Annotated in this window: 7 protein-coding genes; 3 read left to right on the top strand and 4 right to left on the bottom strand. The window is 72.9% G+C overall.

Annotated features, from left to right (window positions below):
* Positions 1-645: 645 nt before the first annotated feature.
* The gene (locus GPA10_RS39750) at positions 646-1,194 is read right to left on the bottom strand and encodes a MarR family winged helix-turn-helix transcriptional regulator (protein ID WP_058849862.1); all 549 of its coding nucleotides are present in this window, start codon (positions 1,192-1,194) and stop codon (positions 646-648) included.
* A gap of 110 nt (positions 1,195-1,304) precedes the next feature.
* On the opposite strand from GPA10_RS39750, the gene GPA10_RS39745 reads away from it, so the two are divergent.
* The gene (locus tag GPA10_RS39745) at positions 1,305-2,588 is read left to right on the top strand and encodes an MDR family MFS transporter (RefSeq protein ID WP_058849863.1); all 1,284 of its coding nucleotides are present in this window, start codon (positions 1,305-1,307) and stop codon (positions 2,586-2,588) included.
* Positions 2,589-2,598: 10 nt separating this feature from the next.
* Here GPA10_RS39745 and GPA10_RS39740 read toward each other — a convergent pair whose 3' ends face one another.
* Both GPA10_RS39740 and GPA10_RS39735 read right to left on the bottom strand, forming a co-directional pair.
* Positions 2,599-4,254 carry an ATP-binding SpoIIE family protein phosphatase gene (locus GPA10_RS39740; protein WP_343041840.1) on the bottom strand — a complete coding sequence of 552 codons (1,656 nt, stop codon included), beginning with the start codon at positions 4,252-4,254 and terminating at the stop codon, positions 2,599-2,601.
* A gap of 240 nt (positions 4,255-4,494) precedes the next feature.
* Positions 4,495-5,850 (bottom strand): NAD(P)/FAD-dependent oxidoreductase, encoded by a 1,356-nt coding sequence (locus tag GPA10_RS39735; RefSeq protein WP_157169651.1) that lies wholly within the window; start codon positions 5,848-5,850, stop codon positions 4,495-4,497.
* A 373-nt stretch (positions 5,851-6,223) separates the two neighbouring features.
* Here GPA10_RS39735 and GPA10_RS39730 point away from each other — a divergent pair, with 373 nt between their 5' ends.
* Positions 6,224-6,991 (top strand): TetR/AcrR family transcriptional regulator, encoded by a 768-nt coding sequence (locus GPA10_RS39730; RefSeq protein WP_058849866.1) that lies wholly within the window; start codon positions 6,224-6,226, stop codon positions 6,989-6,991.
* Positions 6,992-7,202: 211 nt separating this feature from the next.
* The gene (locus GPA10_RS39725) at positions 7,203-9,353 is read left to right on the top strand and encodes a sigma-70 family RNA polymerase sigma factor (protein WP_157169650.1); all 2,151 of its coding nucleotides are present in this window, start codon (positions 7,203-7,205) and stop codon (positions 9,351-9,353) included.
* On the opposite strand, the gene GPA10_RS39720 is transcribed toward GPA10_RS39725, so the two are convergent.
* Complete coding sequence (locus GPA10_RS39720) at positions 9,340-13,122, bottom strand: AfsR/SARP family transcriptional regulator (RefSeq protein WP_343041839.1); 3,783 nt, start codon at positions 13,120-13,122, stop codon at positions 9,340-9,342. The genes GPA10_RS39725 and GPA10_RS39720 overlap by 14 nt on opposite strands.
* Positions 13,123-13,430 lie beyond the last annotated feature (308 nt).

Here is a 13,430-nt window from a genome sequence, read left to right as displayed (position 1 = left end):
CCATCGGCCGTACAGGACTTTTTCAAAGGAACCTCAACTCACCGGAGTGAGTCGGGGTATCAACATATCTGGCGTTGACTTTTGGCACGCTGTTGAGTTCTCAAGGAACGGACGCTTCCTTTGTACTTACCCGAGAGACTCTCTCAGGCTTTCCTCCGGGCGCTTCCCTTCGGTGTTTCTTTTTGTTTCTCTTGTTCTTGCGTTTCCGACTCTATCAGATCTTTCCGGCTTCCCGTTCCGATCCGATTTCCTCGGTGCTTTCCGGCCTTTCGGCCTTTCGGCGGTGTCGACTCTATCAGATCCTTTCGGGCCTGATTCCCAGTCAACCGGGGTTGTCCTTGCGGCTGTTGGGCCGTTCCGACGTCTCAAACTTTAGCGGACTCTTCCGGCAGTTCCTAATCGGGCCGTTTACCGGTCGCGACAGGATCCGGGGAATGCATTCGGGTACGCCGAAAGCAGTCCCAGAAGGAGATCGTGCAGATGGTTTGAGTGGCCGCCTGAGTGGCGGGAGGTGCTGTCGCAGAACCGTTACGGCTCGGCGGCAACCCGAAGAACCTTACGGATCGGCCAGGTGACTGTCAACCTTCGCCGGTCAGCGGCGTCAGGGAGGCTGCGACGCGGCGCCGGCGCGGGGCCCGGCGCCGTTCAGTCGAGGTCGCTGAGGCGTCCGCCCGCGTCCGGCTGCGCGTCCTCCACGCGGCGGAGGAGCCGGGTCAGCACCTCGCCGAGGACGCCGCGCTCCTCCGCCGAGAGGTCCTGGAGGAGGTCCTCCTCGAAGACCGTGGCGAGGCGCATCGCCTCCAGCCACTTCTCGCGGCCCTCCGCGGTCAGCTCGACGATGACGCGGACGCGGTTGCTCTCGTCGCGCTCCCGGGTGACCAGGCCCTCGCTGACCATGCGGTCGATGCGGTGGGTCATCGCGGCCGGGGTGAGGCCGAGGCGCTTCGCCAGCTCCCCCGGGCCCATGCGGTAGGGGGCGCCGGACAGAACCAGGGCCTTGAGGACTTCCCACTCCGCGTTGCTGATGTCGAGCGTCGCGGTCTGGCGGCCGTACGCGACGTTCATGCGGCGGTTGAGCCGCCCGAGGGCCGAGACGATCTTCTCGACCTGCGGGTCGAGGTCCTGGAACTCCCGCTGATAGGCGGCGATCTGCTCTTCGAGTGTCGGCTCCGAGGGGCCGGGGGTATCGCCCATGGTCGCAGTATGGCACGGGGTCGCTTGCCGTCGAAGTCCTTCGATGTATATTGTTCAAGTCCTAACTTTAGCTTCGAAGTCTTCACTCCTAAGGCAGGTGAAAGGTGACCATGGCGACGGGCGCGATGCGCCGCATCCACGTGGGCAACGCGCTGAGCGCGTTCGGTCTGGGCTTCACCGTCCCCTTCTTGTACGTCTACGTGGCGCAGGTAAGGGACCTGGGCGCGGTGACGGCGGGTCTCGTACTCGCCACGTTCGCCGTGGCCGCCCTCATCGTGCTGCCCTTCTCCGGTCGGGCCATCGACCGGCGCGGGCCGCTGCCCGTCCTCGTGGCCGCGCTGCTCACCGCCGCCGTGGGCGCGCTCAGCCTTGGCCTGGCCGGCAGCGCGCCGCTGGTCCTCGCGTCGGCGGGAGCGCTCGGTGCCGGGCAGGCCGTGATGCAGCCCGCGCTCGCCACGATGATCGTGGAGTGCTCCACCCCTGACACCCGCTCGCGCGCCTTCGCCATGCAGTTCTTCCTGCAGAACCTGGGCCTCGGCGTGGGCGGCCTCATCGGCGGCCAGCTCGTCAAGCACGAGCGGCCGAGCGACTTCACGCTCCTCTTCGCCATCGAGACCGTCATCTTCCTGGTCCTCATCGGCGTCATGCTGACGACCCGCGTCCCCCGCTCGCCGCGCATCGCGGACGCCACTCCGCAGTCCGGCGGCAGCATCAGGGACGTATTCCGCAACCCCGTGATGCTGCAGCTGTGCGTCCTCGGGTTCGTACTGTTCTTCGCCTGCTACGGCCAGTTCGAGTCGGGCCTCTCGGCGTACGGCGTGGAGGCTGCGGGGATCTCCCCGTCCACGCTCGGCATCGCGCTGGCCGCCAACACCGGCGCCATCGTGATCGCCCAGTTCGCCGTCCTGCGCTTCGTCGAGCGCCGCAAGCGCTCGCAGGTGATCGCCGCCGTCGGACTCATCTGGGCGGTGGCGTGGATCGCGGCCGGGTACGCGGGCATGGGCCACGGCAGCCAGGCCATGGCCACCGCCGCGTTCATCTCCACGTACGCGCTCTTCGGCATCGGCGAGACGATGCTCGCGCCGACCGTCGCGCCGCTGGTCGCCGATCTGGCGCCGGAGTCGATGGTCGGCCGGTACAACTCGGCCTTCGCCCTGGTCAAGCAGCTCGCCCTGGCGGTCGGCCCGGCCGTGGGCGGGCCGATGGGTGCCACGCTGCACGCTCCGTACGTGGTGACGTTCCTGCTCTTCTCGCTCGGCATCACCGTGCTCGCGCTGCGCCTCGGCCGGCACCTCAGCCCCGTACAGAACCATCCGTACCAGCACCAGCAGAGGAGCCGGGTGGTGGCGCAGGGCTCACCGGACGCCCCGGAAGCCGTCACCGCGCTCCCCTAGGGCCTGTCGCCTACGCGCGTGGCAGCGCGAACTCGCACCAGACCGCCTTGCCGCCGCCGGGCGTGCGCCGCGCGCCCCAGCTCGAGGCGATCGTGGCGACGATGGCGATGCCACGGCCCGCCTCGTCGGCGGGCTCGGCGCGGCGGCGGCGCGGCAGGTGGTCGTCGCCGTCGGTGACCTCGATGATCAGCCGGCGGTCCGTGCGGCGCAGACGCAGGCGCATCGGCGGGGTGCCGTGCTGGAGGGAATTGGCGACCAGCTCGCTGGCCGCGAGCACGCCGAGGTCGTGCAGGTCGGGCGGGAAGCGCCAGCTGGCGAGGACGCCGGTGGCGAAGGCACGCGCGCGTGGGGCCGCCTCCACGCCGCCGAGCAGCTCCAGGGCGGCGTTGCGGAACAGCTCCGCGTGCACGCCCGTGCGGGAGGGCTGCTGGAGGACGAGCACCGCGACGTCGTCGTCGTGGTCCGCTGTCACGCCGAGGGCGCGGATGAGGCGGTCGCAGACCACCTGGGGCGTGCCCGTGGCCCCGGCCAGGGCGCGCTCCAGGGCCGCCACGCCCTCGTCGATGTCCTCGCTGCGGCGCTCGACCAGGCCGTCGGTGTAGAGCACGGCCGTGGAGCCGGGGCCGAGCGGCACCGACCCGGAGGCGTGCAGCCAGCCGCCGGTGCCGAGGGGCGGGCCCGTGGGCTCCTCGGCGCGGTGGATCGTGCCGTTCTCGGCGCGGACGAGGATCGGCAGATGGCCCGCGGACGCGTACGTGAGGCTGCCCTCGTTCGGGTCGTGCACCGCGTACACACAGGTGGCGATCTGGCTGGCGTCGATCTCCGCGGCGAGGCCGTCGAGCAGCTGGAGCACCTCGTGCGGCGGCAGGTCCAGGCGGGCGTAGGCACGCACGGCGGTGCGGAGCTGGCCCATGACGGCGGCCGCGCGGACGCCGCGCCCCATGACGTCGCCGATGACCAGGGCGGTGCGGCCGCCGCCGAGGGTGATCACGTCGTACCAGTCGCCGCCGACCGCGGCGTCCGTGCCGCCCGGCTGGTAGGTGGCGGCGATGCGGAGGTCGTCGGGCTGTTCCAGCTCCTGGGGCAGGAGTGAACGTTGCAGGGTGACGGCGGTTTCGCGCTGGCTGCGTTCGCTGGCGCGCAGGCGTTCGGCGGCCTCGGCGTGGTCGGTGACGTCGGCGGCGAAGACGAGGACTCCGCCCGAGCCGTCGCCCGCGGCGGCGCCGAACGGCAGGGCGACCGGGGTGCACGTGAAGGTGTAGGAACGGCCGCCGGGGGCCTTGCGGGACTTGACCGTGCGCGGTCTCGCGCTGCGCAGGACCTGGTCGAGGAGCGGCAGCAGCCCGACCGCCTCCAGCTCCGGCAGCGCCTCGCGCGCGGGTGCGCCGAGGGGGCGCGCGCCGAACGCGGCGGCGTACGCGTCGTTGGTGTACGCGACGCGGTGGTCGGGGCCGCGCACGAGCGCGACGAGGGCCGGGATGCTGTCGAGCACCTCCCGGGCCGGCAGTTCGTCGACGACGCCTGCGGGCGCGTCCGCGAGGTGCTCGGCGCGGGCCGCGGGGACGGAGCTCTCGCCCCGCTGTGCCGGGGATCCGCCGGTCTCGGTGCGCGCCGCGGCGCGGCGCTGTGTTCCGGGGAGCCGGGCGCTCCAGCGCGTGAAGTTCACTGCGGTAGGCCTCGTGGTGTCGCTTCTGGATCGGGCGGGGGTGTGCCGGCCGGCGGTCCGGCCGGTGGCGCGGCTGCTGTCGACGCCGCCTCCCGGGAAGACACTGCATGGCACTGCTGGGCGTGGAGCGGTTCGTTCTCTCGGGTGTGCCCGCCCATCATGGTCACACGCACAGTCTGGCCGACAGGACTGACATTCGTCAGACGCCGGACCCGCCTGCGGAGTTCCTGTACGGAGTGTTCACGACTCCTTCGGCCGCTCGCCCCCGGCCGCGAGTTCGAACTCCGCGCGCGGGTGTTCGAGCGACCCCAGGGAGACGATCTCCCGTTTGAAGAGTCCGGACAGGACCCATTCGGCGAGGACCCGGGACTTGCGGTTGACGGTCGGCACCCGGCTCAGGTGGTAGACGCGGTGCATGAACCACGCGGGGTAGCCCCTGAGCTTGCGTCCGTAGACGTGCGCCACGCCCTTGTGGAGGCCTAGGGACGCCACGGAGCCGACGTACTTGTGCGCGTACTCCTGGAGGGGCTGCTGCCGCAGGGAGGCGGTGATGTTCTCGCCGAGGACCTTGGCCTGGCGGACGGCGTGCTGGGCGTTGGGCGCGCACTCCTTGCCGGGTTCGCCCGCGGTCACGTCGGGGACGGCGGCCGCGTCACCGGCGCCCCACGCGTGGGGCGCCCCGTCGACCGCCAGTTCGGCCGTGCACTTCAGGCGGCCGCGTTCGTTCAGGGGCAGATCGGTGGCGGCGAGCAGGGGGTGCGGTTTGACGCCGGCGGTCCACACGACCGTGCGGGTGGGGAAGCGGGCGCCGTCGCTGAGCACGGCGACCCGGTCCTCGCAGGTGTCGAGGCGGGTCTCCAGGCGTACGTCGATGTTGCGTTTGCGCAGCTGGCTGACGGTGTACTTGCCCATCTCCGCGCCGACCTCGGGCAGGATCCGGCCGGAGGCCTCGACGAGGATCCACTTCATGTCCTCGGCCTTGACGTTGTGGTAGTACCGCGAGGCGTAGCGGGCCATGTCCTCCAGTTCGCCGAGCGCCTCCACGCCCGCGTAGCCGCCGCCCACGAAGACGAAGGTCAGCGCGGCGTCGCGGACGGCGGGGTCGCGGGTGGAGGAGGCGATGTCCATCTGCTCGATGACGTGGTTGCGCAGCCCGATGGCCTCCTCGACGGTCTTGAAGCCGATGCCGTGGTCGGCGAGGCCGGGGACGGGCAGGGTGCGCGAGACGGAACCGGGGGCGAGGACCAGTTCGTCGTACGCGATGTCGAGGGCGCCCGTGCCCTCCTCCGCGGTGGCGAGGGTCGTGAAGGACGCCGTGCGCTTGGCGTGGTCGATCGACTGCACCTCGCCGACGATCACCCGGCAGGCGCCGAGGACGCGGCGCAGCGGCACCACGACGTGGCGCGGGGAGATCGATCCCGCCGCGGCTTCGGGCAGGAACGGCTGATACGTCATGTACGGATCGGGGGAGATCACCACGATCTCCACCTCGCCGCGCTTGAGCTCCGGCTTCAGTTTCCGTTGGAGGCACAGCGCGGTGTACATCCCGACGTAGCCACCACCGACAACGAGAATGCGCACAGGTTCCGTCACCATCCCATGACGCACCCGCACTTCGTGTTTGTCCACAGGCTCGACAATTTGTATGACGGGAAGTGCGTGCCGCGACCGCGTCGCCGTGTCCTCGGGGTGGGCAGAATGTGCGCAGGTCAGCGCGCGATGCCGGGGTGGCTGTGCGGGGTGCGATCGGGTGGGAGCCGGTGCGTACTCCGATCGGGGGGCGCCGTGTGCGGAACCCACCTCTTCTGAATTGACTCTGGCTCAACTATGTTCGTGTGACGTCGGGGTGTCGGGGGATGCGCTCGTCGGGTCCGGTTTGTCGGACTCGTGTAGGAGTTCGCCCCCACACACCGGTCAAGTATGGCGGGGAGAGTCTCCGGGGGGAGACGTCATTACCGGGGGAACGTATATGCACATTCAGGACACTCACTGGACTTCTGCCACAGCGTCGGCTGCCGCCGTCGCCCACGGTGGAAACGGCCGCGAGCATGCGGACGGACCGCGTTCGACACCGCTGCGCGTGGACGCGCAGCGGAATCTCGAACACGTGCTGCGTGCGGCCCGTGAGGTATTCGGAGAGCTGGGGTACGGCGCGCCGATGGAGGACGTGGCACGGCGCGCCCGCGTGGGAGTGGGCACGGTCTACCGCCGCTTCCCCAGCAAGGACGTACTGGTGCGACGGATAGCCGAGGAGGAGACCTCCCGGCTGACGGAACAGGCCCGCGCGGCCCTGGGCCAGGAGGACGAGCCGTGGTCGGCGCTCTCGCGCTTCCTGCGGACGTCCGTGGCCTCGGGCGCGGGCAGGCTGCTGCCGCCGCAGGTGCTGCGCGTCGGAGTCGACGACGTGGCCGACGGCGGGGAGGTGCCCGGAGCCCGGGTGCCGCAGCAGCGGCAGGTGTCCACCCTGTCGTCGCCGGAGCTGCGCCTGGTGGAACAGCGCACGGCACCGGCGGTGGAGCACGACGACGCGGGCGCCTCGGCGCTGCTCGACGTCGTGGGACGCCTGGTCGAGCGGGCGCGGGCCGCGGGTGAGCTGCGCGCGGACGTGACCGTGTCGGACGTGCTGCTCGTGATCGCCACGGCGGCACCCTCGTTGCCGGACGCCGCGCAGCAGGCGGCGGCCTCGTCGCGGCTGCTCGACATCCTGCTCGAGGGGCTCCGGTCCCGGCCCTCGTAACGCGGGCCTGCCTTTGGGCTGCTCAACTCCCGTTTACATGACGGGAGTTGAGCATTCCCTGAGCATTCCCCGAATGGGTGAACAGTAGCGCCCGATTGCGGGAACTCGCCCCGGACGGGTGGTTGCTCGTCGTCACTGTTCGGCGGAGCGCGGCCTTGTGGCACTCTTGCCCGGTGTTCGGGTCCGAGTGTGCATGCGGAGGCTTTCCGCGATGAGTGTTGACGGGCGGGACGAGCCCACCCCCGGTGGGGGTGACCCGGACGGGTCCTCGCACCGGCAGGTGCCGAACCAGGGCGGTCCGGGCGGCAGCAGCGGCGCCGCGGGGTCCGGCTCCGCGAGCTCCGGTACCGGCCCTGCGGGCCCGAGGTCCAGTTCCGGCTCCAGCTCCAGCTCCAGCTCCAGCGTGCCCAGTCAGCGCGAGCGCGGACCCGAGGACGACGGTCCGGTTCCGATGCCGGTGTCGATGCCAGTGCCAACGCCGATGCCGATGCCGATGCCGATGCCGATGCCGCCGGGAGCTTCACAGGGGACTTCGGAAACCGGCGTTCCAGGGGCACGGTCCGGCTCCGGTGACGCCCCGCCGCCCGACGCCGACCTGATCGCGCGGATGCGGGCGGGCGACGACACGGCGTACGAGGAGCTGTACCGCAGGCACGCCGAAGCGGTCCGCCGCTACGCCCGTACCTGCTGCCGCGACGCCCACACCGCCGACGACCTCATGGCCGAGGTCTTCGCCCGCATGCTGGGGGCCGTACGGTCCGGTTCCGGGCCCGAGCACGCGGTGCGCGCCTATCTGCTGACCACGGTGCGGCGCGTCGCGGCCGGCTGGACGAAGTCGGCGAAGCGAGAGCAACTGGTCGACGACTTCGCGGTGTTCGCCGCGCAGGCCGCCCGCGACTCCGACGTCCTCGACGACGACACCCTGGAGCTCGGCGCCGACGTGCGCGCCATGCACGAGGCGGAGCAGTCCCTCGCCATGCAGGCCTTCCGCAGCCTGCCCGAGCGCTGGCAGGCCGTGCTGTGGCACACGGAGGTCGAGGACGAGTCGCCGAGCGAGGTCGCCACACTCTTCGGCCTCGACGCCAACGGCACCCGGGTACTCGCGAGCCGCGCCCGCGAGGGCCTCAAGCAGGCCTACCTCCAGGCCCACGTGAGCACCACCCGCACCGAGAACGAGGAGTGCGCCCGCTACGCCGACCGCCTCGGCGCCTACGCTCGCGGCGGCCTGCGCACCCGGGCCGAGCGGGGTCTGCGCAAGCATCTGGAGGAGTGCGCCGCCTGCCGACTGGCCGCGGGCCAGATCAAGGAAGTCGCCAGCGGCATCCCCGCGGTCGTGCCGATCGCCGTCATCGGCTGGTTCGGCACCGCCGGATACGCGAAGGTGGCCGCGCTCGTCGGCGGTGGCGCCGCGGGCGCGGGCGCGGCGGGGGCCGCCGGGTCCGCGGTGGGCGGTGGCTCGGCAGGGGCGGGGGCCGGGGGCGGGGCCGCGTCCGAGGGGCTCGGCGCGCCCGCCAAGGCCGCCATCGCCGCGGGAGTGGTTGTCGCGGCCGCGGTCGCCGTGGCGCTCGCGCTCGCAGGTGACCCGAAGCCCGAGGAGAAACCGGCGGCGAAACCCCCCGCCGTCGAACCCCGCCTCCCCGGCAATCCGCAGCCGCCGCCCCCCAGGGCCGAGCCGGAACCGGCACCGAAGCCCCCGGTCCCGGCGGCGAAGCCCAGGCCCGCGCCCGAGCCCACCCGGCCGCCGAAACCGGAACCCACCCCTGAGCCGACCCGGAAACCGGCCCCGAAGCCGACCCCGACCACGGCCCCGACTCCGCGGCCGAAGCCGCCGCCGCAGAAGCCCGCGCCCGAGCCGCCGCCCCCGCCGAAGCCGACGCCCACCCCGTCGAAGCCCCGGCCGAAGCCCCCACCCCCGCCGCCGCCCGCGCCCGTCGTCTACCACTGGAACCAGCTCACGTACGGGCTCCTCGGCGACGGCACCAAACCCGAGATGCGGCTCGGCCAGAGCAGCTGGGTGTGGCAGCGCGACGGCATGGACATCGGTGACAAGCACTACGGCCACGGCGTCACCGTGCACGGCAGGTCCTCGGTCACCATCGACCTCAACCGCGCCTGCTCGTCCTACGACGCGCTCGTGGGCGTCGACGACATGACGATGGGGCTCGGCAGGGTGCGCTTCTCCGTGTACGCCGACGGGGTGCGGCTGTGGCGCTCCCCGCTGGTCGAGGGCGGCGATCCGGCGGTGCCCGTACGGGTCGGCCTGAGCGGGCGCAAGACGATCCGCCTGGTCGTCGAACCCCACACCGGGTTCGACACGGTGACCCTGGCGGACTGGGCCCGGTCCCGGCTCAGCTGCCGGTAGCCGCCGCGGCCAGTTCCTCCTGGGCCTGGTCCATGGTCAGCGCGCGGCCCGCGGCCGTCTCCCGTTCGTACGCGGCCTCGCCGAGAGCCGTGGTGATCTCCCGTACCAGGTGTTCGACGTCGGACCGCTCCGGCATGGGGCGGGCGAGGTCGCCGCGCCAGCGGGTGGCGAACGCCAGGAGCCGGGCGGCGCGCGCGTGGTCGCCGGAGCGGGACGTGAGCACAGCCGCCACGTCCACCAGGGTGGCGACGACCGCCTCCGAGCAGCGGGTGCGCAGCGCCTGCGGCAGGACGTCGACGAGGAGGGCGAGCCCCGCCGCAGGCCCGGACTCGGCGGCCGTGATCCGGGCCCGCACCGCGCCGAGACCGGCGGCGAAGTGCGGCGGCGGGGTTCCGCGCGCGGCCTCCGCACCGGCCGCGTCGCACAGGGTCCTGGCCCGCTCCACGTCGCCGTCGCGCAGCGCCATGTCGGCGCTCATCAGGCAGACGAAGGCGCGGGAGTCCGTCACTCCGTACCGGTCGGCCGCTTCGGCAGCCGCCTCCAGGCCCTTCTCGGCGAGGTCGCGGTCGCCCGCGCGGTAGGCGATCTCCGCGAGCCTGGCGATCAGGAAGGGGCCCTCGGCGTAGGCGCCCACCTCGTGCGCGAGCCGCAGGGCCTCCTCGTACTCCAGCCGCGCCTCCTCGTGCCGGCTGCGCGCCATCGCCGCCTCGCCCGCCGCGCCGCACACCTGCGCGCGCAGCCACCGGTCCCCGACCCGCCGGCTCAGCTCGCGCAGCTCCGCGAGGTCCTCGTCGACCTCCAGGAGGTTGCCCTGCTGGTCCACGGCGGTGTGCACCCGGAACATCAGGGTGATCGCGACCTCCCAGTCACCGCCGAACCGGCGGCAGTTGGCCGTCGCCAGGTCCAGATAGCCGAGGACCTCGGTGGGCTCGTCCACGAAGTACAGCGTGAACGGCCACACGAGGCCCGGGAACCTGCCGCTCGCGGGCACCGGCCGGGTGAAGAGGTCCCGTACCCGCAGGATGTACGCCACGTCCGGCTTGTTGCCCACCACCTCCGTGGGCCTGGACTCCACCGTCAGGAACACATGCAGCAGCCGCAGGCTCATACGCGGCCAGAACCGCGGGGTGTCCGGGTCCGCGCGGTGGGCCTCCAGGTCCGCGTCGAGGCCTGCGGCGCCCGTGCCGAAAGGTGAGCCGGTCGGCAGGTCCGCGCGGCCTCCGCCGCTCCCGGTCCCGGTGCCGGCCCCGGTTGTGCTCCCGGTCCCGGTCGTGCTCGCGGCTGGCGGGGGCACCGTCAGCGCGAGTACGCGCTCGGCCCACTCCGATCCCTCGACGCGGTAGTTGCGCAGCCACCAGAACCAGCCCAGGGCCAGGGCGAGCGCGACGGCGAGGTCCTCGTCGCGGGCCTCGATGGCGCGCTGAAGCACCGCGCGCAGATTGTCGAGCTCCGTCTCCAGGCGGTGGATCCAGGGCAGTTGCTCGGCGGAGCGCAGCAGCGGCTCGGCGGTCTCGGCCAACGCGAGGAAGTACGCGGCGTGACGCCGCTCGGCCGCGGCGCGCAGAGCGGGCGCCTCGGCCGCGCGCTCCGCCGCGTACTCGTGGATGGTCTCCAGGAGGCGGTAGCGCATGCCGGGCGGGGGCAGCCGGGGAGTTCCGTGGCCGGGGGTGTCCGCGTCGTCCGGAGGCACGGGGCTGTCCGAGCGCATGGGGCTGTCCGGACGTGCGGGACTGTCCGAGCGCACGACGCCGTCCGGACGCACAAGGCTGTCCGGACGCACGGGATCGCCGGAACGCCCCAGGCCATCCGAACGCGCGGGATCGTCCGAACGCCCGGGATCGCCCTCCGCACGCACAAGGCTGTCCGGACGCACGGGATCGCCGGAACGCCCCGGGCCATCCGAACGCCCGGGATCGTCCGAACGCCCGGGATCGCCCTCCGCACGCACAAGGCTGTCCGGACGCGCGGGATCGCCCTCCGCGTCGTACGGCGTGGCGATGATCAGGGACTTGTCGACGAGGGCGCCGAGGAGGTCCGTCGCGGGGCCCGAGCAGACGGCCTCGGCGGCCTCCAGGTCCCAGCCGCCCGCGAAGACGGACACCTCGCGCAGCACCGTGCGCTCGGCGTCGTCGAGCAGGTCCCAGGACCAGTCGACGACGGCCCGCAGGGTCTGCTGGCGCGGCAGGACCGTGCGGGCGCCGCTGGTGAGGAGGCGGAAGCGGTCGTCGAGGCGGTCGGCGATCTGCCGGGGCGTGAGCAGCCGCAGCCGGGCGGCGGCCAGCTCGATGGCCAGGGGCAGGCCGTCGAGACGGCGGCAGATCTCGGCGACGGCCTCGGCCTCGCCCGCCGGGTCGAAGCCGGGGCGCACGGCTGCCGCCCGCTCGGCGAACAGACGGTGCGCCGGGTCCGGCGGGAGCGGCTCGACGGGGCGTACGCGCTCGCCGGGGACGCCCAGGGGTTCGCGGCTCGTCGCGAGGACCGTGAGCCCCGGGCAGCGGGTGAGGAGGGTCTCCGCCAACTCGGCGGCGGCATCGATCACATGCTCGCAGTTGTCAAGGATCAGGAGCAGGCTGCGCTGCGCGCAGTACTCGACGAGCTGGGCCACCGGGTCGCCCTGCGGGGCGGTCAGCTCACTGGTCCGCAGCACGATCTCGCGCAGGCCGAGCGCGCTGACGACGGCGCCGGGGACCGCCTCCGGCCGGTCGAGCGGGGCGAGCTCGGCCAGCCACGCGCTCGGATGCCCGGCGGCGGCTTCCTCGGCGAGACGGGTCTTGCCGGAACCGCCCGGTCCGGTGAGCGTGACGAGGCGGGCTCCGCACATGTCCGAACGGATGGCGGCGAGTTCGGGTTCCCGCCCGACGAAGGAGTTCAGGCGGGGGCGGAGGTTGCCTTTGCGGTCGGTGGGAGGTTGGGGGGCGGTGGGTGCCGTATCCGTCGCGGGACTCGGGCCGACTGCGGGACTCGGGCCGGCCTCGGAACTCGGGCCGGCCGCGGGTGTTGCCCCCACCGCGGGTGCCGTCCCCGCCTCGGCCGTCGGTGCCACCGCGGCCTTCGGCGCCGCCAGGAGTTCGGCGTGCAGGGTTCGCAGGTCCTGGCCCGGGTCGGTGCCGAGGCCTTCGGCGAGGGTGCGGCGGGCGTCCTCGTACGCGGCGAGCGCGTCGGCCCCCCGGCCCGCGTCGCGCAGGGCGCGGATGAGCTGGGCGTGCAGGGACTCGTCGTACGGGTGGTCGGCGACGAGTTCCCTCAGCTCGGGCAGTACGTCGGTGCCGTGGCCGAGCAGCAGGTCCGCGGTGATCCGCGCGCGGACGGCTTCCTGGCGCCGGGCCTCCGGGCGGGTGGCCGCCGTGCGGTCGGGCAGGTCGGCGAGGGCGGGGCCGTGCCACAGGGCGAGGGCCTCGCGCAGGACGCGGGCGGCTGTCGCCGGGTCGTCGCGGTCCAGGGCGGCGATGCCCTCGCGGGTGCGGTGTTCGAAGCGGTGCAGGTCGACTTCGTCGGGGGCGGCGGTGAGGCGGTAGCCGCCGGGGCCGGAGGCGATGGTGTGCCTGCCGAGGGCTCGGCGGAGGCGGCCCACCAGGGCCTGGAGGGCGGCGGGGGCGTCGGTGGGTGGGCTGTCCGCCCAGACGTCGTCGATGAGGGTGTCCACCGGGACGGTGCGGCTGGGGTGGAGGGCCAGCGCCGCGAGGAGCGACCGCAGGCGGGGGCCTCCCACGGGCAGGGGTGCCCCTTCGTCGTCGTACGCCTCCGTGGCGCCCAGGATCCGGTACCGCACAAAGCCATTCTGTCCTGGGCCGCGGGTCCTGGTACGGATCACACCCCTCCCCCCACATCACGGCCACCGCAGGTGTGGGCTGTGCCCACCCGTTCCGCCCCTGGCGGACCAGTTGCCCACAGAAGGGGGGCGGCCACGGGACGGACGCCGACGCGCCTCAGGCGACACCGGTGCGCACGGCGTACGCGCACGTGCGGGCCGGGCAGGACAGCCCCTGCCGACGGCGAGCCGAATGCGCCGGTAAACGGGCGGGCGGGTGGGAGAGGATCCGGCGCGCAGCGCCGGGACAGTCGTCAGCAGCTATGGGA

The sequence above is a fragment of the Streptomyces typhae genome (assembly GCF_009755605.1).
In the GTDB taxonomy this organism is placed as follows: domain Bacteria; phylum Actinomycetota; class Actinomycetes; order Streptomycetales; family Streptomycetaceae; genus Streptomyces; species Streptomyces typhae.
This window is presented reverse-complemented; position numbering and strand designations above follow the sequence as displayed.